Origin of the sequence: Paenibacillus lutimineralis, from assembly GCF_003991425.1 — a bacterium.
Taxonomy (GTDB): Bacteria; Bacillota; Bacilli; order Paenibacillales; family Paenibacillaceae; genus Fontibacillus; species Fontibacillus lutimineralis.
The window spans coordinates 3,980,657-4,004,924 of the sequence record NZ_CP034346.1 but is presented as its reverse complement, the minus strand read 5'-3'; the positions used below and the strand labels follow the sequence as shown (position 1 = coordinate 4,004,924).

Annotated in this window: 17 protein-coding genes; all 17 read left to right on the top strand. The window is 47.8% G+C overall.

Annotated elements, in window-relative coordinates; translation table 11 throughout:
* The first annotated feature begins 10 nt into the window (after positions 1-10).
* A complete protein-coding gene (proS, locus tag EI981_RS17630) occupies positions 11-1,462 on the top strand; it encodes a proline--tRNA ligase (RefSeq protein WP_127000342.1) in 1,452 nt (483 codons plus the stop codon).
* 276 nt (positions 1,463-1,738) lie between these two features.
* A complete protein-coding gene (locus EI981_RS17625) occupies positions 1,739-6,055 on the top strand; it encodes a PolC-type DNA polymerase III (RefSeq protein ID WP_127000340.1) in 4,317 nt (1,438 codons plus the stop codon).
* A 167-nt stretch (positions 6,056-6,222) separates the two neighbouring features.
* The gene (rimP, locus tag EI981_RS17620) at positions 6,223-6,684 is read left to right on the top strand and encodes a ribosome maturation factor RimP (RefSeq protein ID WP_127000338.1); all 462 of its coding nucleotides are present in this window, start codon (positions 6,223-6,225) and stop codon (positions 6,682-6,684) included.
* A 41-nt stretch (positions 6,685-6,725) separates the two neighbouring features.
* Positions 6,726-7,823 carry a transcription termination factor NusA gene (gene nusA, locus EI981_RS17615; RefSeq protein ID WP_127000336.1) on the top strand — a complete coding sequence of 366 codons (1,098 nt, stop codon included), beginning with the start codon at positions 6,726-6,728 and terminating at the stop codon, positions 7,821-7,823.
* 355 nt (positions 7,824-8,178) lie between these two features.
* On the top strand, positions 8,179-8,496 hold the full coding sequence (gene rnpM / locus EI981_RS17605; RefSeq protein ID WP_127000332.1) for an RNase P modulator RnpM: 318 nt from the start codon (positions 8,179-8,181) through the stop codon (positions 8,494-8,496).
* A complete protein-coding gene (locus EI981_RS17600; RefSeq protein ID WP_193556386.1) occupies positions 8,489-8,812 on the top strand; it encodes a L7Ae/L30e/S12e/Gadd45 family ribosomal protein in 324 nt (107 codons plus the stop codon). The genes rnpM and EI981_RS17600 overlap by 8 nt, the downstream gene beginning before the upstream one ends.
* Positions 8,805-11,450, top strand: a complete 2,646-nt coding sequence (infB, locus tag EI981_RS17595; RefSeq protein WP_127000328.1) for a translation initiation factor IF-2 — start codon at positions 8,805-8,807, stop codon at positions 11,448-11,450. The genes EI981_RS17600 and infB overlap by 8 nt, the downstream gene beginning before the upstream one ends.
* A gap of 15 nt (positions 11,451-11,465) precedes the next feature.
* Complete coding sequence (gene rbfA, locus EI981_RS17590) at positions 11,466-11,819, top strand: 30S ribosome-binding factor RbfA (protein WP_127000326.1); 354 nt, start codon at positions 11,466-11,468, stop codon at positions 11,817-11,819.
* A gap of 59 nt (positions 11,820-11,878) precedes the next feature.
* Complete coding sequence (locus EI981_RS17585) at positions 11,879-12,856, top strand: DHH family phosphoesterase (protein ID WP_127000324.1); 978 nt, start codon at positions 11,879-11,881, stop codon at positions 12,854-12,856.
* Positions 12,853-13,776: a tRNA pseudouridine(55) synthase TruB gene (gene truB / locus EI981_RS17580; RefSeq protein WP_127000322.1), complete on the top strand. Its 924-nt coding sequence runs from the start codon at positions 12,853-12,855 to the stop codon at positions 13,774-13,776. Before EI981_RS17585 ends, truB begins: the two co-directional genes overlap by 4 nt.
* A 145-nt stretch (positions 13,777-13,921) precedes the next feature.
* Positions 13,922-14,869 carry a bifunctional riboflavin kinase/FAD synthetase gene (locus tag EI981_RS17575; protein WP_127000320.1) on the top strand — a complete coding sequence of 316 codons (948 nt, stop codon included), beginning with the start codon at positions 13,922-13,924 and terminating at the stop codon, positions 14,867-14,869.
* A gap of 166 nt (positions 14,870-15,035) precedes the next feature.
* Positions 15,036-15,305, top strand: coding sequence for a 30S ribosomal protein S15 (gene rpsO / locus EI981_RS17570; protein ID WP_068780757.1), 270 nt, complete (start codon positions 15,036-15,038; stop codon positions 15,303-15,305).
* A 271-nt stretch (positions 15,306-15,576) separates the two neighbouring features.
* The gene (gene pnp, locus EI981_RS17565; protein WP_127000318.1) at positions 15,577-17,682 is read left to right on the top strand and encodes a polyribonucleotide nucleotidyltransferase; all 2,106 of its coding nucleotides are present in this window, start codon (positions 15,577-15,579) and stop codon (positions 17,680-17,682) included.
* 177 nt (positions 17,683-17,859) lie between these two features.
* The gene (locus tag EI981_RS17560) at positions 17,860-19,605 is read left to right on the top strand and encodes an ABC transporter ATP-binding protein (protein WP_127000316.1); all 1,746 of its coding nucleotides are present in this window, start codon (positions 17,860-17,862) and stop codon (positions 19,603-19,605) included.
* Complete coding sequence (locus EI981_RS17555) at positions 19,602-21,398, top strand: ABC transporter ATP-binding protein (protein WP_127000314.1); 1,797 nt, start codon at positions 19,602-19,604, stop codon at positions 21,396-21,398. The genes EI981_RS17560 and EI981_RS17555 overlap by 4 nt, the downstream gene beginning before the upstream one ends.
* 499 nt (positions 21,399-21,897) lie before the next feature.
* Positions 21,898-22,890, top strand: coding sequence for a polysaccharide deacetylase family protein (locus EI981_RS17550; RefSeq protein ID WP_127000312.1), 993 nt, complete (start codon positions 21,898-21,900; stop codon positions 22,888-22,890).
* A gap of 120 nt (positions 22,891-23,010) precedes the next feature.
* Positions 23,011-24,264 carry a M16 family metallopeptidase gene (locus EI981_RS17545; protein WP_127000310.1) on the top strand — a complete coding sequence of 418 codons (1,254 nt, stop codon included), beginning with the start codon at positions 23,011-23,013 and terminating at the stop codon, positions 24,262-24,264.
* Positions 24,265-24,268 lie beyond the last annotated feature (4 nt).

Here is a 24,268-nt window from a genome sequence, read left to right as displayed (position 1 = left end):
AAGAGTTTTTATGGCTAACGAGGAGAAACAATTTGTAACGGAGATTACCCCGCAGGGAGAGGACTTCTCGCGCTGGTATATTGACGTCATTAAGAAAGCGGATTTGATGGACTATTCGCCAGTACGCGGCTGTATTGTGTTCAAGCCAGATGGCTATGAGATTTGGGAGCATATTCAGTCTGAACTGGATCGCCGTTTCAAAGAGACGGGCCATCGCAACGCTTATTTCCCACTCTTTATTCCAGAGAGCTTCTTCCAGAAAGAGAAGGAGCATGTGGAGGGCTTCAACCCTGAGCTTCCTTGGGTGACTGAAGCGGCTGGCGAGAAGCTGGAAGAGCGCCTCGCGATCAGACCAACTTCTGAGACAATGATTGGGCATATGTATGAGAAATGGATTCAATCCTATCGCGACTTGCCGGTATTGATCAATCAATGGGCTAACGTCGTTCGCTGGGAGAAACGGACACTACCGTTCCTGCGCACGAGCGAGTTCTTGTGGCAGGAAGGCCATACCGCTCATGAGAATGAACAGGAAGCCCGCGAAGAGACGATGCGGATGCTGGAAATCTACTGTGACTTTGTAGAGGGTTATCTAGCGATTCCGGTTATTACGGGTCAGAAGACACCGTCCGAGAAATTTGCCGGGGCCGTTGATACTTTCTCGATTGAAGCGATGATGAAGGATGGACGCGCCGTACAAGCGGGAACTTCGCATTATCTCGGCACCAACTTTGCAACAGCGTTCAATATCCAGTACTTGAACCGCGAGAATGAACGTGAATTCGTGCATACGACCTCCTGGGGCGTGAGCACTCGCTTGATCGGTTCATTGATCATGGTGCACGGGGATGACCGCGGGTTGGCACTGCCGCCTAAGGTAGCTCCGAAGCAAGTAATGATCATACCGATCGGACCGCCTAAGACTCGCGATATGGTCATTGCTCGCAGCGATGAATTGTTCGCTGAATTGAAGAAGGCGGGTATCCGCGTAGGAATGGATGACCGTGCTGACGTTCGTCCAGGCTGGAAGTTCAATGAATATGAAATGCGTGGCGTTCCTGTCCGCCTTGAGATTGGCCCTCGTGATATGGAGAATGGCGTCTGTGTTCTTGTATCGCGTATTAGCGGCGAGAAGAAGGTCGTACAACAAGACCGTCTCGTGGAAGAAGTTCAAGCGATGCTGGAACAGGTCCATCAGGAAATGTACAACCGTGCCAAGGCATTCCGTGATGAGCATTTCTATTCCGTAGATACATTAGATGAGATGAAAGCCAGCATGGAAGAGAAGCGAGGCTTCACACTCGCAGGCTGGTGCGGTTCTGAGGCTTGTGAACATCAAGTCAAGGAAGAGACCGGAGCAACCAGCCGGAATATTCCGTTTGAGCCGGAAGTTCAGAAGACGAAATGTCTCGTCTGCGGCGAACCGGCCAAGCATACCGTTGTTTTTGCCAGAGCCTATTAATTAGTCCTGCCGCAAGAACTGTGCAAGATGAACTGGACTCTTGTCCAAAGGATATAACGATATTAAGGCTTTCGGCAGAACGGCCATGACAGGTATTTGTTGCTTCAAGCTCCTGTCGGCCAGATTCGCGGAGGCCTTAATTTTTGCACTGATGTGTATTTTTCGTCTAACGAAACTACAGAGAGCTATTTTTACGAAAACACCGATAAAGAAATTTTAACGATACTGCGTTCGTTAGCGTTTCAATGTCACTATTTGAGTATGGGGGAGGAAGAAATGACCGACGTCCAGGAGAAAAGAACCAGACTTGAACTGTTGATGAAGCAGGCGGAAGTTCCAGCTTCGCTGGTGGATCCGTATTTCCTAGACGGATATATCGATCAGGTAGAGGTAAGCCGCGGTAACCGCGAGTGGAAGATTACAATCCGTAAACAGACGCTTGTTCCTACCCAGGTCTATAGGACGTTCTGCTTGCGTATCCAGGAGCGAATGCAGCATATTGCCAAGATCGCTTTTCTATTTCAATATGAACAGGACCAGACTGCTGAGCAGATTGTGACGGAATATTGGAAGCTATTCCTAGAATGGGTGCAGCGGGAAGTACCATCCGTTAATGGATGGATGGCCAAGGCTGGTTATGAGATCGAGGACGATCTTGTAACGGTATCGTTAGGCGATGCGATGGCGTTGGAACTAGCTCGTAAGAAGAATATAGACAAGGCAATCACGACCTTCTATGACAATTATTTTGGGCTGGAAGTAAGAGTCAAGCTGCATGTAGCTGAGAACAATGAGGAAGCATTCGAGGAATTCCAGCAACGAATTGCTGAGGAAGAACGCGAAGTGATCCAACGGATGATGGAGAGCATGGAAGCAGAAGCGCCGCCTGAGGAAGACGATGGTGAAGCGGTTAAGCTGCAGATCGGATATGACATCAAAGATCAGCCACTCCCACTGCAGGAACTACAAGATGAAGAAAAACGGGTCACGATACAGGGCGCGATTTTCGGTCTGGAGAGCAAGGAACTACGTAATGGCAATACTTTATTTACTTTTTATATTACCGACTTCAGTGATTCCTTGCAGATGAAGCTGTTCGCTAAGAATAAGGAAGATCTCAAGATTATGGGACAATTAGCGAACGGGAAATGGATCAAAGCCCGCGGTAGAGTGGAGATGGACCGCTTCATGTCCATTCCTGAGCTCGTCATGATTCCTTCGGATTTATGTGAAGTGAACTCCCCACCATCCCGGAAGGATAATGCTGCTGAGAAGCGCGTTGAGTTCCATCTGCATTCGACGATGAGTACGATGGATGCGGTAACTCCAGTCGGCGATTATGTGAAGATAGCGGCCAAATGGGGACATAAAGCGATCGCCATAACCGATCATGGTGGAGTGCAGTGCTATCCTGATGCCGCGAAAGCTGCCAAAAAGAACGGGATCAAGATGATCTACGGCGTCGAGGCCAACGTAGTGAATGATAATGTGGCAGTCGTATTGAATCCACGTCCCGATGACCTGAAGACGACAACTTATATCGTATTCGATATTGAGACCACCGGTCTGTCTGTGACGCAGAACAAAATTATTGAGATCGCCGCGGTCAAGATGCAAGAAGGCAAAGAACTAGACCGCTATGCGACCTTTGTTGATCCGCATGAACTTATTCCATATCATATTCAGCAATTGACGAACATTAATGACGACATGGTAAAGGGCGCGCCAGAGGTTGATCAGGTACTGGATGAATTCATAAAATTCGCTGGAGATGCGGTACTGGTCGCCCATAATGCTCGCTTCGACGTTGATTTTGTAAATGCCAAGCTGAAAGAGCTTGGGAGACCGCCTATAGTCAACCCGGTTCTAGATACACTGGAGCTGGCACGGTTGATTCACCCGAGTTTGAAAAATCATAGATTGAACACTCTGGCGTCGAAATACAAAGTTTCATTGGAAAATCACCACCGTGCAATCGACGATACCGTAGCGCTTGCCGGTGTATTAATCGGGCTGATTGAGGACGCTGTTACGCAGGAGAGAATGACTACGCTCGATCGCCTGAACGACCGAGTCGGTAAGGATCTGTCCAATACCCGTCCGTTCCATTGCGGAATCTATGCCTTGAATATGACCGGCAAGAAGAATCTGTTCAAGCTGATCTCTATGTCGCATACAGAGTATTTCAAGCGGGTTCCATGTATCCCGAAATCGAAGCTGACTGCAATGCGCGAGGGTCTACTTGTCATCTCGGGCTGTGAAAAAGGCGAGTTCTTCGAGGCTGTACTGAATAAGACGGTCGAAGAAGCTGAGGAAGTTGCCGGATTTTACGATGTGCTGGAGATCCAGCCATTAACGATGTATTTGCATCTCGTCGATAAAGGCCTGGTTGGCAGTGTTGAGGAATTGAAGACGGCGATTCGCAAAGTGGTTGAGATTGGATTCAAGCTAGGCAAGCCAGTCATCGCTACCGGAAATGCCCACTACCTTGAGCCAAGGGATAAAATTTTCCGAGATATTACGATCCATGGCATTACCGGATTCAGTCCACTGAAGGATCTCCGCAAGCCGGATGCCCATTTCCGTACGACGGACGAGATGCTGGCTGAATTTGAATTTCTCGGTAAGGACAAAGCCTATGAGGTTGTCGTGACAAATACGGCAAATCTAGCGGATTCCTTCGAGGAGCTCGAATTATTCCCGGACAAGCTGTTCACGCCGATTATTGATGGGGCGGACGAAGAAATCCGCTCAACTTGTTACAATACAGCACGCTCCATGTATGGGGAGGATCTGCCTGAAGTGGTCATCAAGCGGTTGGAGAAAGAACTCGAACCGATTATCAAATACGGGTTCTCGGCCAACTATCTGATCTCGGCAAAACTCGTTAAGAAATCCAATCAGGATGGCTATCTCGTAGGTTCACGGGGTTCGGTTGGTTCCTCGGTCGTGGCTACCTTCCTCGGTATATCCGAGGTTAATCCGCTTCCGGCTCATTATATGTGCCGTAATTCGGAATGCAAGCATAGTGAATGGTTCCTAGATGGTAGCGTACCGAGTGGCTTCGACCTTCCTGCGAAGGATTGCCCGAAGTGCGGTCAGCCGCTGAAGGGAGAGGGGCAGGATATTCCCTTCGAGACCTTCCTTGGCTTTAAAGGCGATAAAGTCCCCGATATAGATCTTAACTTCTCCGGGGAATATCAGCCGGAGGCTCACAATTTCACGAAGGTTATCTTTGGCGAGAAGAACGTATTCCGCGCGGGTACGATCGGTACAGTAGCGGAGAAGACTGCGTTTGGCTTTACGAAGAAGTACGAAGAAGAGCATCATAAGCATTGGCGTAGTGCCGAGCTGAACAGGCTGGCGGCCGGATGTACTGGTGTGAAGCGTAGTACAGGCCAGCATCCAGGCGGGATCGTCGTCGTACCTGACTATATTGAAGTCGAAGATGTTACACCTGTACAATATCCGGCTGATGATACGGGCGCGGAATGGAAGACGACTCACTTCGATTATCATGCTTTTGAAGCCAACTTGCTCAAGCTCGATATTCTGGGCCACGATGATCCGACAATGATGCGGATGCTGCAGGATTTGACCGGGATCGATCCAACGACGATCCCGATGAATGATCCGAAGGTTATGAGTATGTTCAACTCGACGGAATCGCTGGGAGTTGCTCCGGAGCAAATTCGCACTCCAGTCGCAACTTACGGGGTTCCCGAGATGGGGACCAAGTTCGTACGCCAGATGCTTGTCGAATCACAGCCATCTTCGTTCGCGGATTTGCTGCAGATTTCCGGATTGTCCCACGGTACTGGCGTTTGGCTGGGCAATGCCCAGGAATTGATCAAGAATGGCACATGCAACATTAAGACGGTAATTGGCTGTCGGGATGATATTATGCTGTTCCTGATTTACAAAGCGGGAATGGATGCCGGGTTGGCCTTTAAAATTACGGAAAGCGTTCGTAAGGGTAAAGGACTGACACCGGAATGGATTGATGAGATGAAAAAGTGCAAGGTGCCACAGTGGTACATTGATTCCTGTCTTAAGATCCAGTACATGTTTCCGAAGGCGCACGCGTCCGCTTATGTTATTTCGGCGGTGCGTACCGCTTACTTCAAGCTATATTATCCGATCGAGTTCTACGCGACTTATTTCTCGGTCCGTGGTGAAGATTTCGATATTGAGTTATGCTGCCAAGGATATGAAGCGATATACCGCAAGATCGAGGAGATCGAGCAGAAGGGCTTCCAGGCACTGCCGAAGGAGAAAGCGATGCTGCCGATTCTGGAGATGGCGCTTGAGGTGACGGCGCGTGGTTTCCGATTCAAGACGATCGATCTGTACCGTTCTGATGCAACTCGCTTTATTGTGGATGGCGATGCTCTGATTCCTCCGTTTGCTGCTTTGGCAGGGATAGGGGAGAATGCGGCGCGGAACATTGCTGCGGCGAAGGAAGCAGGGGAATTCCTCTCCGTGGAAGATTTCCAGCAGAGATCCAAAGCAAGTAAGACCATCATTGAGTTGCTCGGCTCGCTGGGCTGTTTCCGCGATTTGCCGGAGAGCAATCAGCTTTCCTTGTTCTAACCAAAGGATAGGACTAAGGGTGGTAAAGGTGTTTTACTTGTCACTATTACCAGACTATGTTATAATTTTTTTGGTAATCATGGAGATAGAAACGTTGTCTAAAGAGTGGGGAAACCCACTCTTTACTCTTTGGTATACAGGAAACAATTGATGGAGGTAATGTACTCTTGAGCACACCGAAAATCAAAGCGGCCGTAGAACAGATGGTAATGCCTTATCTCGAGGAGAACGGCTTTGAATTGGTTGATATTGAATATGTAAAGGAAGGCAGCAATTGGTTTTTGCGTGTCTTCGTTGACAAGGACGGCGGCATCGACATTGATGACTGCGGCCGGATCAGCGAATATCTCAGCGAGAAGCTGGATGAGAATGATCCGATCCCATCCGCGTACTTCCTTGAAGTCTCCTCGCCTGGTGCGGAGCGGCCGTTGAAGAAAGCGGACGATATAGTCAAAGCCGTAGGCAAGGATGTATTTGTCACTACATACGAGCCGGTGAATGGCCTGAAGGAATTTGAGGGACGCCTTCTCTCTTTTGAGAATGACGAGCTCGTCATTGAAATCGGCAAGCAGAAACATGCCGTATCGTATAGTAAAGTTGCTAGCGCCAGATTGGCGATTATTTTTTAACAACACTTATATAGGATTATGAAAGGGGGAACTCGAGGCAAATGAGTATGGATTTTATCGAAGCCTTGAATGATTTGGAAAGGGAAAAAGGGATCAGCAAAGATATATTGTTTGAAGCTATTGAAGCAGCACTGATCTCCAGCTATAAACGGAATTTTAATACGGCGCAGAACGTTCGTGTAGATATGAATCGTCATACGGGATCTATTAGAGTATTTGCGCGCAAGCTCATTGTTGAAGAAGTTCTCGATCCTCGCACAGAAATTTCGCTGCATTCAGCACGCGAGATCAACCCTAGCTTCCAACTGGACGATGTAGCGGAAATTGAAGTAACGCCTAGAGATTTCGGACGGATCGCGGCGCAGACGGCGAAGCAGGTGGTAACCCAACGTATTCGTGAAGCGGAGCGTGGACTGATCTATAACGCTTTTGTCGAGAAGGAAGAGGATATCGTTACAGGTATCGTACAGCGTCAGGATCTGCGTAATGTCTATGTCGACCTTGGCAAGATTGAAGCGCATCTTCCACTGAATGAATTAATGCCTGGTGAGAAGTTCAAGCACGGCGACCGGATCAAAGCGTATATTACAAAGGTTGAGAATACAACCAAAGGGCCGCAAATCTTGTTATCCCGTACGCATCCTGGTTTGTTGAAGCGTTTGTTCGAGCTGGAAGTTCCTGAGATTTTCGATGGCGTAGTTGAAATTCGTTCTGTTGCTCGCGAAGCTGGATTCCGTTCGAAGATCGCTGTCTATTCCCGCAATAGTGAAGTAGATCCGGTCGGCTCTTGTGTTGGTCCGAAGGGTACACGCGTGCAGACGATTGTGAACGAACTTCATGGGGAAAAGATCGACATCGTACGCTATTCCGACAATATTGAGGAGTATGTAGCTAATGCACTTAGCCCTTCCAAGGTGCTGGAGGTACAAGTGTTCGAGGCTGAGAAGATGGCTCGTGTTATTGTACCGGATTATCAGCTCTCGCTGGCGATCGGCATTAAGGGGCAGAATGCGAGACTTGCTGCTAAGCTGACAGGCTGGAAGATCGATATTAAGAGTGAGACCCAGGCAGAGGAAGAGTTCGGTAGAGAGAAGACCGAGCAGGATGAAATGCCGCAGGACTCTATATCTATAGATTAATATTTGTTAGCAGCTCAAGTTCAAAAAGTCAGACTATCAGCACCGAGAAGGTTGGATGAGGCTTGGAACGAAAGAAGCGGAGCGTACGCTTTGGGTACGTTAGCATCGGAAGGCCGGGCTGAATTCAAAATTCGATGTCGAATACGCATTCAGTGTTACTTCGTGTTAGATATAGAATTTATAAATTATCAGCGAAGCTGATGAAATTCTATATCGCAAGAAAACCTACCTTTGAATCGCGGTCGCTCATCCTTGAATTGGCTTCGATCAGGTTTTCTTATCAAAGTAGGACTTTTTTGAACAACCTCTTTAAAGAGATATAGGCATAACCGGGAGTATGTATGGGGGGCTTGAAATGAAAGCTAAAAAAATACCAATGCGCAAATGCGTAGCTTGCCAGCAAATGATGCCGAAAAAATCGTTGATTCGCGTCGTTCGTTCACCAGAGGGTGAGGTTTCGATTGATCTGACTGGCAAAAAATCGGGGCGTGGTGCTTATCTTTGCGGACAGGTTGCTTGCTTTAAGCTCGCCCATAAGAACCGCGCGCTGGATCGTGCCTTGAAGGCTACGGTAGGAGCAGAGGTCTACGAACAGTTGGCCCATGATTTCCTGGCGATCGAGGATGAGTTCCATCTTAGCCAGGAGCAGGAAGAGGAAGATAGCGATGAGTAAAATGTTGTCCCGGCTTGGCCTGGCAATGCGTGCTGGCAAGTTGGTGACCGGTGATGAGATCGTAATGAAAGCCATTCGGTCCAGGGAGGCCAAACTGGTTATCGTTGCGGGGGACGCTTCAAATAATACCCACAAGAAATTCCGCGATAAATGCGGCACATACAAAGTCCCTTTGATCATCGGGCCGGATCGGATCCGCCTTGGTTCAAGTATTGGAAAACCAGAGCGGGTCGTAATAGCACTGACGGATCAAGGGTTTGCCGATATGATTCGAGAAGAAATCGAGAAAACGCCGGAGGTGGAGTATATTGAGTAAACAAGAGAACAAAGATAAACTCAGAGTCTATGAATATGCGAAGTCACTTAATATGAGCAGCAAGGAAATTATAACCATTCTTAAGCGCCTTAATATCCCAGTTAACAATCACATGAGCGTTATGGAGAATGATACCGTTACGAAGGTGGAACAATTCTTCAAGGATATTAAGAGTAATGCAGCAGCCAAACGTGATGGAGGCGGGCGTAATGAGGCTTCGTCTAAGCCGGCTTCAGCCAACGCCAAGCCAGAACCAGCGAAGAGTGGATCTGATCATCATGGGAACCAGGCCCACGCTTCGTCAACGAATCAAGTAACAAGTAATAACAAAAATCAACAAGAAAAGCAGGTAAGCATGAATACAAAAACAAATTCCAATAGACCATCTGCCACAGGCAGCAATACAGCGTCACAAGATAGAAGTCAACGTTCTAACGGGGGGAGCCAGCAAGGCTCACGTCCGCAGCAAGGCTCACGTCCGCAGCAAGGCTCACGTCCACAGCAGAATTCGAACCAACCTGGGAACCGTGGCCAGCAATCAGGCCGTCCTCAGGGGCAAGCAGGTGGCGGACAACAACGTACCAATTCATCACAGCAAACTCGCAGCACTTCTGCTCCTTCAACGCAGTCTAGTTCCGATAAGGGTGGCAAGAAGTTTGACCGCGAGAAGCCCGCATTTAACAATGACCGTGGCAATAATGGCAGCAATGGACAGAACCAAGGCGCCAAAAAAGGCAAATTCACGAATAACAATAACAATAACAATAATAAGTCCAAGGGCTTCGATGATCGCCAAGGCGGATATAGAAACAATCGTGGCGGCAGAGGCGGCAAGGGCGGTAGAGGTGGAAATCAACAGCCTCCGCGTGAGAAGATTGATAATACACCGAAGAAAATCATTGTGCGTGGCACGATGACCGTTGGTGAGGCGGCCAAGCTCCTGCATAAGGATGCTTCTGAAGTAATTAAGAAGCTTATGCTGCTCGGCGTCATGGCAGCAATCAACCAGGAGCTTGATATTGAAACGATCCTGCTACTGGCCGGCGACTTCGGGGTAGAAGTAGAAGTGAAGATTCCTGTTGAGGATGATCGCTTCGAGACGGTTGAGGAAGTCGATGATGAAGCAGACTTGAAAGAACGTCCGCCAGTCGTTACGATTATGGGTCACGTTGACCACGGTAAGACGACATTGCTTGATGCCATCCGCTCAACGAATGTGTCCAGTGGAGAAGCAGGCGGCATCACTCAGCATATTGGCGCGTATCAAGTTGAAATTAACGGTAAGAAAATTTCGTTCCTTGATACACCGGGTCACGAAGCGTTTACAGCGATGCGTGCTCGCGGTGCGCAATTGACGGATATTACGATTATCGTAGTTGCTGCAGATGACGGCGTCATGCCGCAGACCGTTGAGGCGATTAACCATGCCAAGGCTGCAGGCCTGCCGATTATCGTCGCTGTCAATAAGATCGATAAACCAGAAGCTAATCCAGATAAGGTGAAGCAAGAATTGACCGAATACGAACTCGTTCCAGAGGAATGGGGCGGAGATACGATCTTCGTAAACGTATCAGCCAAGCAAAGAATGGGTCTTGAGGATCTGCTTGAGATGATTCTTCTCGTAGCAGAAGTTAACGAGTATAAGGCAAATCCTAACAAGCGTGCCCGTGGAGCAGTCATTGAGGCTGAGCTTGATAAGAATCGCGGACCGGTTGCACGGGTGCTCGTGCAGCATGGTACATTTAAAGTTGGGGATGCATTCGTAGCCGGCAATTGCTTCGGCCGCGTGCGTGCCATGGTGAATGACAAAGGACGCCGCATTAAGGAAGCGGGGCCTTCAACGCCGATTGAAATTACCGGTCTGAATGAAGTTCCGCAAGCTGGCGATCCGTTCATGGTGTTTGAGGATGAGCGCAAGGCTCGTTCGATCGCCGATAAACGGGCAACGACCGAACGTCAAACCTCGCTTGGTGCAAATACCCGCGTTACGCTTGACGACCTGTTCCGCCACATCAAGGAAGGCGAGATTAAGGATCTGAACGTTATTATCAAAGCCGACGTCCAAGGTTCGGTTGAGGCTCTTAAGGGATCGCTTGAGAAGATCGAGGTTGAAGGCGTACGCGTGAAGATTATTCATAGCGGTGCCGGAGCGATTACCGAATCGGATATTATTTTGGCAGCGGCATCGAACGCGATTGTTATCGGCTTTAACGTTCGTCCGGATAGTCAGACTAAAGCGACTGCAGAGCAAGAAAGTGTAGATATTAGACTTCATCGCGTCATTTACAATGCCATCGAAGAGATTGAGCAGGCGATGAAGGGAATGCTTGATCCGGTTTATAAAGAAGCGGTTATCGGGCATGCTGAAGTAAGAAATACGTTCAAGGTTAGCAAGGTCGGGACGATTGCAGGTTGTATGGTTACTTCCGGCAAGATTACCCGTTCGGCAGAAGCTCGCTTGATTCGCGACGGCATCGTGGTGTATGAGGGCAAGATCGATTCCCTCAAACGCTTCAAGGATGATGCTAAGGAAGTGGCTCAAGGCTATGAGTGCGGTATTACCTTGGACAATTACCACGATGTTAAAGAGGGCGACGTGATCGAAGCATTTATTATGGAAACCGTCGAACCTAAGTAAGGTGAGGTGTCATCAATGGCTAAGAATCGTACCGGCCGGGTAGGCGAAGAGATCAAGAAAGAACTTAGCGTGATGATCCAGCGTGAATTGAAGGATCCGCGCATTGGATTTGTTACGGTGACAGGCGTCGATGTGACAAGTGATTTATCGCAAGCAAAAGTGTATTTAAGTGTGTTTGGCGATGAAGAACAGAAGAAAGATACGCTCAAAGCGTTAGACAAAGCAACTGGTTTCTTGCGAACCGAAATCGGTAAGCGGATCAGATTGCGGCATACACCTGAGCTGATCTTCAAGATCGACGAGTCGATCGCTTACGGTAGCCGCATCGAGAAACTGCTCGATGAAATTTCTGAAGAAGGCGAAAATTAACAACAAGGTGGGTTCAAAAGGCGTAAAACTTTTGGATTCACCCCTTAAAGGAGACGGCAATGCAAACCAAAGAACGTGAGTTCCAACAGGTTAAACAATTCCTGATGGAGCATGACGATTTCCTGGTCGTAGCGCATATTCAGCCGGATGGAGATGCAGTCAGTTCCACGTTAGCAGTGGGCTGGCTTCTCTCTTGTTTAGGCAAAAATTATACGATGGTGAATGAGGGACCGATTCCCCGCCGTATGAGCTATTTATGGCAAGCTGAGCAGATTGTAGATCTCTCACAGGTTCCGCTTGATACTAAATTCAGCCATGTCATTTGCGTGGATTGCGCAGATTTTAAGCGAGTTGGTCGGACTGCGGAATGGTTCGCTGATGATGCCCTTATCTTGAATATTGATCATCATCCAACCAATGATGCATACGGTGCCGTTAATTTAATTGTGCCTGAGGCGGCTGCGACCGCGGAGATTTTATATGATCTATTAAAATATATGGAGGTTCCGTTGAATTTTGAGGTCGCAACAGCGATTTACACCGGAATGTTAACGGATACCGGAGGATTTAGATATTCCAACACAACGCCGAAGGTGATGGCCATTGCTTCGGATCTGCTCGAATACAGGGTGGATGGTCCAGGGTTGTCAGAGCTTCTACTTGAACAAATGACCTTGCCACAATTGAAGCTCTTGACGAGAGCGTTGAACGGGCTACAGATCACGGATGATGGCAAGATCAGTTGGGTAGTGATTCAGGATGAGGATATGAGAGTAACTGGGGCTATCCATGAGGACCTCGAAGGCATTGTGAATTATCCTCGCAATATTCAAGGGGTAGAAGTCGGAATGCTGTTCAAAGTGATCCATGAAGGCGCCGTGAAAGTCAGTCTTCGATCCGCTGGAAAGGTAGATGTGGCCGAGGTTGCCCAGAGCTTCGGAGGTGGCGGCCATGTGCGTGCGGCAGGAGCCCGGATCGAGGGGGATCTGGCACAGATCGTGTCACATGTTGTGGAGCAGGTGAAATTACAGTTATGATATCATATGAAGGAATTCTCCCTATCGCCAAGCCGGTTGGCTTCACTTCACACGATGTTGTTGCCAAAGCGCGCGGCATTTTAAAGATGAAGCGGATCGGCCATACAGGGACGCTCGATCCAGCGGTGACCGGAGTTTTGCCACTATGCCTCGGAAGAGCAACTAGAATGGTTGAATATTTGCAGGAATTGCCCAAGGAATATGAAGCCACTCTCGTGCTAGGCATTGCTACTGATACAGAGGATATGACCGGAACGGTGATTGAGCGTGACGAGCATGTCTCTGTAGATGAAGAGCAGGTGTCTGCAGTCTTGTCCCAATTCAACGGTACGATATCACAGGTTCCTCCGATGTATTCAGCATTGAAGCAGGATGGGAAGCGACTCTATGAACTGGCCCGTGAGGGCAAGGTTGTAGAACGCAAGGCACGTGAAGTGACGATTCATGAGCTGGAACTGATCTCGTATCAACCGGATTTAGCCTATCCGGAACTGTCATTCCGCGTGCTCTGTTCCAAAGGCACTTATATTCGAACGCTCTGCGTGGACATCGGGCGGGCTTTAGGTGTTCCTGCGTCGATGCTTCGACTTAAGCGAACGATGTCCGCCGGAATCCGTGATGAGCATTGCCTTACGTTGGAACAGGTAGCTGAGCATGTTCAAGCTGGAACTTTGCAGTCATACCTGTTGCCGATCGATCAGGCTGTTCAGCATTTGCCCGCGCATATCGTGCAAGAGGAGAAGGTACAGGCAGCCCTGCAAGGACAGCGGATCTCTCCTTATGCTATCAAGCCGTCAGCGAATCGTGGGGACGTTATTCGTCTATACAGTCCTGCCAAGCAATTTTTAGGCATTTTCCGTATAGGGGAAGAGACCGGGGCGATTACTCCTGTGAAGGTATTTCTACCCGATTCGAATTAGGCTCAGAGTAAGTTTAGGTACTAGATCTACTCTGTGATTAAAAGTGGACTTTTTGGACTAGCTCTATAATTGCGTGTTCAAAAAGGCCAGTTTTCAGCACCGAGATTGAACTACCTCTATATCAGTGAAATTGCAGGTGAGACAAGTGGAAACGATATATTTGACCTATCCATTAACTGAAGATGTGATCGCGCGGAGCGCTAGAAAGCAGGTCATTGCCATCGGCCAATTCGATGGACTGCATCTAGGTCATGCGAGTGTCATTAAATCTGCAGTACGGGTTGCTGCCGAGCAGGGCCTCCCTTCCGGCGTAATGACGTTTCATCCCCATCCGAAGGAAGTCATGAAGAAAGGTGACTATGAAGGATACTTGACCCCACCGGCGGAGAAAGAGAAGATTATCCGCGATATGGGTGTGGATTATTTATATATTGTAGAATTCAATGACAGCTTCTCGCGTGTAAGTCCGCAAAACTTTGTCGGCGGTATGCTGATGCCGCTCGAGATTCATACCGCTGTCGTTGGCTTTGATTTTCATTTTGGATATCGTGGCGAAGGCCACGCGGGAATGCTGCGCGAGCTGAGCGATTACAAGCTTGATGTCACGATTGTCCCTCCGTTTCTGATCGAAGGCGATAAGGTGAGCAGCTCAAACATCCGCCTTGATCTTCAAGAAGGCAATGTGAAGCAAGTGCGACGGTTATTAGGCCGTCCTTACTCCTTGTCGGGAATCGTCATGCACGGTGAGAAGCGCGGCCGTACCATTGGCTTCCCAACAGCTAACTTGAAGATGGGCGAGCATTTTGTCCTACCAAGAAAAGGAGTCTATGCCGTAAGAGTTGGTCATGAAGATCAGGTGCTGCATGGAGTTATGAATGTAGGGGTCAAGCCGACCTTCCATGAGAATGAGACGGTTCCATCCATTGAGATTCATCTGCTGGAGTTCAGCGGGGATCTCTATGGGAAGCTGCTAACGGTCGAACTGATCAGCTTCATCCGTGAGGAACGCAAATTCGGCTCTATTGAGCAACTAGTTGCGCAAATTACCAATGATGCCGAGACGGCGAAGCAAATATTGTCGTCAGCGGAATAATGCGAACAAGCATCATTTACTTTTATCTCTTATCTATGTTATACTGATTTACGTTGCTCATGCAGGATATTCCCGTATGTCAATATAAAACAACCTTGGCTTGGTTGTCAGGTCTCACCGTCCGACTACTAGGCTAATGGCGATTCTTGTAAAGGAGGTGGAATGGATGGCATTAACTCAAGAGCGTAAACAACAATTGATCGAAGAGTACAAAACTCATGAATCCGACACCGGATCACCAGAGGTACAAATTGCTATCCTCACGGAGAACATTGTGAACTTGACGGATCACTTGCGTTCCCATAAGAAGGACCATCACTCTCGTCGTGGTCTTCTGAAAATGGTTGGTCAACGCCGCAAGCTGTTGGCTTACTTGAAGAACAAAGACGTTAGACGTTACTCCGCGTTGATCGAAAGACTCGGATTGCGCCGTTAATATTCCTTTGTTTGAGAAGCAGCCTGGTAGCCGCCGAGCGCTATTACAGCGAATGGTCGGCCGCTGGGTTGCTTTTTACGAAGAAATACAATATGTACTATTTCTGAAATAATGACGCATAACTGCTAATGAAGGGCTCCGTGAGGAGCTTTTGTTTTAGCTATAATGAAAAAAATAAACAATAATCATTTTTGTTGCTTTATGAATCGGATAGAAGCAGGAAATAATGAGATTTGTAACGAAGTTTTATTTGTGAATAAGGAGGGATTTCATGGAAAAGCATGTGAAGATGGAGTTGGGAGGAAGACCTCTAACATTGGAGACCGGGCGCTTGGCCAAGCAGGCTAACGCAGCGGTAATGGTCCGTTATGGCGACACGGCTGTGCTGTGTACTGTTACAGCATCGCAAGAACCTAAGGATCTAGATTTTTTCCCATTGACCGTGAACTATGAAGAGAAGTTGTATGCTGTAGGTAAAATTCCTGGTGGCTTTATCAAGCGCGAAGGACGTCCGAGTGAGAAAGCGATTCTTGCAAGCCGTCTGACCGACCGCCCGATCCGCCCGCTGTTCCCTGAAGGGTTCCGTAATGATGTGCAGATCGTCAACCTGGTTATGAGCGTGGATCAGGACTGTGAGCCTGAGATTGCTGCGATGATTGGTACTTCAGCCGCACTGAGCATTTCGGACGTTCCTTTTAACGGACCGATTGGCGGGGTTGCTGTAGGACGTGTGAATGGTGAATTCGTCATTAATCCGGACATTGCTCAACAAGAAGCAAGCGATATCTATGTTGTCGTATCCGGTACCAAAGATGCGATCATGATGGTTGAAGCCGAAGCCAATGAGGTTCCGGAAGAAGTGATGCTGGAAGCGATTATGTTCGGGCATGATGAGATCAAGAAGATCATCGCTACGATTGAAGAGCTTGTTGCTCTTGCAGGCAAAGAGAAGATGGAAGTGAAGCTGCACGCAGTTGATGCAGATGTGAATGGCGAAGTTCGCGCGTTTGCTTCCGAGCGTCTGATTGAAGCTGTTAAGATTGCTGAGAAGCATGCTCGTCAGGATGCAATCGATGCGGTCAATGATGAGACTGTCGCTTATTTTGAGGAGAAGTACATAGAATCTCCCGAGTTGTTGGATGATGTGAAGGAAGTACTGCACGACATCGTCAAAGAAGAAGTGCGCCGCCTAATCACTCATGATAAAGTTCGTCCTGACGGACGTAAGTTGAATGAGATTCGTCCAATCGAATGCGATATCAATCTATTGCCACGCACCCATGGTTCCGGTCTGTTCACTCGCGGTCAGACACAAGCGCTTAGCATTTGTACGCTTGGAGCATTGGGCGATGTACAGATTCTTGATGGCATTGATCTTGAGGAATCGAAGCGATTCATGCATCACTATAACTTCCCGCCGTTTAGTGTGGGCGAGGCTCGTCCTCTGCGCGCGCCAGGACGTCGTGAAATTGGACATGGTGCATTAGGTGAACGGGCGCTGTCGAAGGTTATTCCACCGGAATCGGAATTCCCTTATACAATTCGTCTCGTATCAGAAGTATTGGAATCGAACGGCTCTACTTCTCAAGCAAGTATCTGTGCCAGCACACTGGCCATGATGGATGCTGGTGTACCGATCAAAGCGCCTGTTGCCGGCGTTGCTATGGGCTTGATCAAGGATGGAGAGCATGTATCGATCTTAACGGATATTCAAGGGATGGAAGACCATCTCGGCGATATGGACTTCAAGGTAGCTGGTACAGCTGAAGGCGTAACCGCAATTCAGATGGATATCAAGATCGACGGGATTGACCGTCAAATCTTGTCCGAAGCCTTGGAACAAGCAAGAGAAGGTCGCATGTTCATCCTTGGTAAAATGCTGGAACGCATTCAAACTCCGAAGGAGCATTTGTCTCAATATGCGCCTAAGATTACTATCATGAACATTAATCCGGACAAAATCCGCGATGTTATCGGCGCTGGTGGCAAGATCATTAACAAGATCATTGAGGAGACCGGCGTTAAGATCGATATTGAGCAGGATGGACGAGTATTTATCGCTTCGACTAATGAAGAGATGAATAACAAAGCACGCTCGATTATCGAAGGTATCGTTAAGGAAGTTGTCGTTGGTGAAATATACGTAGGTACAGTCAAACGGATTGAAAAATTCGGCGCCTTCGTAGAAATCCTGCCAGGCAAAGACGGTTTAGTGCACATCTCCCAGCTTTCAACGGAACGGGTTGCTAAAGTGGAGGATGTCATTGCAATCGGGGATACGATTACTGTCAAAGTAACCGAGATCGATCAACAGGGACGGGTTAATCTTTCCCGTAAAGCGGTATTAACCGCGGAGAAGGAACAATCAAACTCTTAAGCTCTCACTTTGAACAGATACCATTACGGGAAAAGAGGCAGAATGATCATTCTGGCTCTTTTTTGCGTACTCTTTTTTTATATTTGTTTTTTCCTTTGAATCTGCGCTTGAATTTATGTAATATTGAGGAATATTGTGCCAAAGTGATCATTTTTGCTAAGAACGGGGAGGGGCGAGATGGCTACAAAAGAGAAATTATCAATGACCTGGCTCTTTACCTATTTGAAGCCGGTCAGGGGGAAGCTCGCGCTTCTACTTGTCATGCTGCTTATATCAACAGCATTGCAGCTTATTAATCCGCAGATTGTTGCACGCTTTATCGATACAGCCGCAGAGGACGGCCTCGTATCCAGCCTTCTGCTGCTTGCTGGCGCTTTTCTAATCGTAGCTGTAAGCAATCAGTTAATTACAGTAGCCGTAAGCTACATAGGCAATGATGTCGCCTGGAGATCAACGAACAAGCTGCGCGGCGATCTGCTCAGACACTGTCTGAAGCTAGATATGCGATTTCACAATCTGAAGACACCAGGGGAAATGATCGAGCGAGTCGATGGTGATGTTACGGGGATCTCGAATTTTTTTGCCATGTTCATCGTTCAAGTTATCGGGAGCTTCGTTCTGTTGGCTGGGATCTTGGGGTATATGTTCAACGTTAATGTGTTAATCGCTGGCGTAATGACCTTGTTCACACTGCTTGCGATTCTGTTTATGGTCATTATCCGCAATCTTGGCGTACAGTCGTCTAAGAAGGAGAGGGAAACAAGTGCGGCTCTGTTCGGTCTGATCGAGGAACGGATAGCCGGGATTGAAGATGTTCAGGCTAACGGTCATGTGCCTTATGTGATGAATCGATTCTACCGCGCGATGCGCTCAGTAGCCATTACGGGACGGAGGGCATGGATGCTACGGATCATTCCTTGGAATACGACGGTCGTTCTGTTCGCCCTTGCTGTAACTGCAGTGCTGATGCTCGGCGTTCATTATTATTTAACAGGTAAAATATCACTGGGTATGCTGTTCCTCATCTATCAATATACACAGATGCTGAACGATCCGATAGAAATGCTCGGCGATCAGGTGCAGGAGTTCCAGAAGGCAAAATCCGGTATGCTTCGCTCCAGAGAGTTACTGTCAAGCCGCAGCGAAATTGTGAGCGGGGATCAGGAGTTATTGCCTGAAGGTGCACTAAGTCTAGAATTTGAAGCGGTGTCATTTCACTATAGTGAAGATAAGCCTGTCTTGAACAATTTAACGTTCCGGGTTGAAGCCGGGGAACGACTTGGAATTATCGGTCGTACGGGGAGTGGTAAATCGAGTCTTAGCCGTGTGCTGTTGCGACTGTATAACATCAATCAGGGGGTAATCCGGATCGGAGGCATCGATATTACGAAGCTGAAGCTGCCTGCGCTCTACCAGCGTGTGGGGATGGTTACTCAGGACGTACAGTTATTCGATGGAACGCTGCGTGACAATCTAACGCTATTTAATCCAGATTTAACGGATGAACAAGTTCTGGAGACGACAGGGCGCCTTGGTTTGAGCACATGGATTGAAGCTTTGCCGAATGGACTGGATACTCATCTGTCCTCTGGAGGTTCTTCTTTATCTGCCGGTGAAGCCCAACTGTTCGCGTTAACGCGTGTATTTCTGACCGAGCCGAGTCTTGTCGTTTTGGATGAGCCTTCATCAAGGCTGGATGCAGCTACGGAATCGATGCTTCAGTTGGCTGTAGACTCATTAATGAAGCATTGTACTGGAGTAATTATTGCACATCGCTTGGCTACGTTGGAGCAGGTTGATAAGATTCTAATGCTAGGTGATGGCCATATCCTGGAGTTTGGAGATCGTGAGGAGCTGGCTAGCAATCCTGATTCGCATTATGCCAAATTGCTCGCAACCGGTAGAGAGGAGGAATTGGCATGAATATTACAGGCTTTATCAGCCGTCTATTTCGTTATAAGCCGTTCCTGTTCATATTGAATGGTCTGCTGTGGGGGGTATTCCACTCCTTGCCGCTCCTGTTCGGGCTTGGAATGCAGTGGTTCTTTGATCGTGCGACTATAGGGAGCGACAATTATTTGTGGCTTGCAACCCCACTGATCGTTTTGGCGCTGGTCAGATTTCTGCGTGTTGGAACCTTTTTTACAGCCTTCTATCAGTGGGTAACTTATATTTTTCATATCCAGGCGATTTTGCGTACGAATATGCTGGCTGGAATAATGCGCTGGCCGGGGAGGAACTTGCCTGCGTCTCCTGGGGAGGCGATGAGCCGTTTTCGGGATGATGTGGATGAGGTAGTTGAATATGTAGAGTCTTGGGTTGATTTCTGGGGGAGGCTGATATTTGCAACAGTATCCGTTGTTATTATGGCCAACATTAACTGGAAGATTACGTTAGTCGCAATTCTCCCCTTAATCATCGTAACCTTGCTGAACAATCTGTCCGGCAATAAAGCGCGAAAATACGGTCAATTGAACCGTGAGGCTACCGGTCGAATTACGAGTTTCATCGCTGAGACCTTTGGGGCGGTACAGGCGCTCAAGCTCGGCCAGGCCGAGGAGCATGTGCATCGAAAGTTTACCAAGCTTAATGAAGAGCGACGGCAGGCAGCGCTTAAGGACAATTTGTTCAAGCAGTGGATGAGATCGTTGAATCAGCATGTGCTGAGTATTTGCACGGGGCTAATCTTGCTCATGTGTGCGGTAGAGATGAAGGCAGGACGGTTTACAGTAGGGGATTTTGCACTATATACGACCTATCTTACCAATATTGGTTTCAGTATATCGTTATTTGGTTATATGGTATATCAGCATAAACGTCTGAAAGTATCTTTTGATAGAATGCGCACTTTATTTAGACCTGGTGAAGAGGATCGAATTATTGAAGCAAGAGAGACCTACCTGAACAATGAGCCTCCGGAGCTGCCAATAAGGAAGAAGAAGCCGGAGGAGCGTCTGCAAAGTCTAGAGGTTAAAAATCTGTCCTATCATTATCCAGAATCGAACAGCGGGATATTGGATGTGAATCTGTGTTTAAGGCGGGGACAATTCCTCGTGATAACCGGACGAATTGGCTCGGGTAAATCAACATTGGTGCGGACACTGCTAGGTCTTCTGCCTAAGGAAAAAGGTGAGATTATGTGGAATGGTGCGGAGGTAAATGCCGCCGAATTCCTGATTCCTCCAAGAGCGGCCTATACTCCGCAGGTTCCTCGTCTATTCAGTGATACTTTGAAGGAGAATATCGTTCAAGGTGGGCCGGATGAGCAAGCTCTGGAGCGGGCGATTCGCCTGTCTGTCATGGATAAAGATATAGCCGATCTCGACAACGGACTGGACACTTATGTAGGGCCAAGAGGAGTTATGCTGTCTGGCGGGCAAATTCAACGGGCAGCGACAGCGAGAATGATGATGACAGATTCGGACTTATTTATATTTGATGATCTATCTAGCGCACTGGATGTAGAGACAGAGCAAAAAGTATGGGAAGGGTTATTCCAAGAAACAGATATGACCTGTATTGCCGTATCCCATCGACGGGCGGCTCTGACGAGGGCGGATCACATTATTGTTATGAAAGACGGACAAATCGAAGCCGAAGGCACTTTGCAGGATCTGCTGGCCTCCTGTGAAGAAATGCGCCTGCTATGGCAGGGGGAATCAGTGGATTCGGACCAGGAAGCGATGATTAAAAATGTGGAATTGAGTGCGACATAAAGAGGAATGAAGATATTAAGTCTATAAATTGGACGTACCCGGCGATGACTATCGCCGGGTACTTGTGTATCATGCGCTATTAATATAAAGCGACTCTATAAATTTAACCTCTGACAGCACAATAAAAAAATTGCTGTACACGGTTCCGTATTTGTGAAGTTCATCAATCGGTACATTGCTTCTAAAACAACAAAAGCCCTGCCTCTCTTTCGTCCTTGCGGCTCCGATGACCGCTCCAGTGTGAATCAGAAAATTTCAAACGTTCCGTAACTTAAAACTCTTACTTTTTAGGGTTATAAAATAGGAATTTTCTTCACTTCTAGATGGGTTAATTAGAAAAATTCGAGGAACTTACGAGGTTAAATTTAATCAACGAATGTAATTATAACATAAATTTTCTGAAAAGAACAGTCTTTTTTCCAAACCCTGCTTATTTCGCATATTCTAGGACTTGTCTTCATAAGATTAGGACAAAACCCGCTGAAGGGGTGAGTCTGTCATGAGTCGAAAAAAACTGGTGGTAATCGTTGCAACGACCTTGCTCGTGATGATGCTGGGGCAGTTTGCTGGAATTCACAAATTTGTAGCAGGTGGCGACCATGAGAAGGGAAATAAGCTCGTGCTCGGTTTACTTGCGGAGAGGAAAGAGGATGATCCTTTGCTGGCGCAAATCCGCGCGGAGGCAGATAAGCGGAGGATTGAACCTATTGATGCGGTCGTTGACCGAGTATGGAAGGCTGTACCCGGATATAATGGTCGTGAGGTAGATATAGAGAAGACCTATGAGAAGGCTAAAGCTGCGAGGGCTGGCCAGAAGCTTGAATTTGTCTATCGCGAGTTAAAGCCGAAGGTAAGCCTCGATGATTTGGGGGCAACACCGATCTTTCGTGGCAATCCTAACAAGCCGATGGCCGCATTTATGATTAATGTAGCTTGGGGCAACGAGTACATTATACCGATGCTTGATACGCTGGATGAAGCCAAAGTGAAGGCAACCTTCTTCTTTGATGGAAGCTGGCTGAAGAAGAATACCGATCTGGCGCTAGAAATTCAAAAAAGAGGACATCAGCTGGAGAACCATGCCTATTCTCATCCGAACATGAGTCAACTGGACGATAGCAGGGCCCGGCTGGAAATATCGAAGACGAAAGATCTCTTGAAGCAGAAGCTCGGGGTGGAGAATCGCTGGTTCGCACCGCCATCCGGAGATTATAATCAAAGAACTATTGATCTAGCTGCTGAGCAAGGTCTGAAGACCGTGTTATGGACGGTAGATACGGTTGATTGGATGAAACCTGAACCAAGCACGATAGTACAGAAAATTGCCAAAAAGGTTGAACCCGGATCATTGATTCTAATGCATCCAACAGCTTCTTCACGAGATGCCTTAAAAGGGATGATTCAGGTGATCGAACGTAAGGGGATCAAGCTGGGGACGGTGGAACAGACCTTGTCCCCTGACCGGATCGATGCACCCGGAGTTGAGCGGTAGCCTTTTTTTTGATAGGATAGGATTGCATTTATCAATTCGCGGGTTGCTTGTCAAGCTATCCATTTAAATGATTGCTTACGAAGCAAGTTTTGCTGGGCAAAACCTTTAGGAGGATCCTTAGTGAATAAGACGCAATTAAGCAATGGCCTGCGGGTCGTTACGGAGAAAATTCCATCCTGCCGATCTGTCTCCTTCGGTATTTGGGTGAAGACTGGGTCGCGTAATGAAACGCCGGAGCAGGGCGGGATTTCTCATTTTATTGAACATATGTTGTTCAAGGGAACGTCAAGATACAGTGCCAAAGACATTGCTGAGGAATTCGATGCAATCGGCGGCAATGTTAATGCGTTCACCTCGAAGGAGTATACCTGCTTCTATGCCAAGGTACTAGATGAACATCTGCCGATTGCGGTTGATGTGCTGTCGGATATGTTCTTCCATTCACTGTTTGATGCAGAAGAGCTTCGCAAAGAGAAGAACGTCATCCTGGAGGAAATCTCGATGTACGAAGATACGCCGGATGACATGGTTCACGATCTCATAACAGAAGCCGCCTATGGGGAACATCCTTTGGCCCTGCCTATTCTTGGAACCGAGGAGAAGCTTCTGGCAATGACGCCAGATCATCTTCGCCAATATATGAGAGAGAAGTATACGATCGAGAATACAGTGATTAGTGTTGCAGGCAATATCGATGACTCTCTGATTGAGCTGCTAGAGAAATATTTCGGAAATTTCAGTAATCATGGAGTTAGTGATCAATTGGTCGTACCTGAATTTCTCGGCGAGCTCAGGTTCTATAAGAAGAAGACGGAGCAGAATCATATCTGTCTCTCATTTCCGGGACTTGCCACCGGGGATGACAGACAATATGCGATGGTGCTGCTTAACAATGCGATTGGTGGAGGCATGAGCTCTCGCCTGTTCCAGGAGATTCGCGAGAAGCGTGGCCTGGCCTACTCTGTCTATTCCTATCACAGCTCTAGTGCGGATAGCGGCCTGTTCACGGTCTATGCTGGGACTGCGCCGAAGCAGACCGAAGATGTTCTGACTTTAACGAAGGAAATTTTGCATGATATCGCACAAAACGGACTGACCGATAACGAGCTCCGTAAGGGCAAGGAGCAGCTTAAGGGCAGCCTGATTCTAAGTTTGGAGAGTACGGGGAGTCGGATGAACCGTCTCGGTAAGAATGAACTGATGCTAGGACGTCATTTTACCCTCGATCAAATGATAGATCGTATTGATGCGGTAACGATGGATGATGTAGACTATTGTATTAAGGAAATGTTCAAGAAGCCGTTCGCACTTGCCATGGTAGGTGCCTCGGACCGGGCAATATCCGGATTAAGGAGAGATGAACTTGTCATTTGATGTG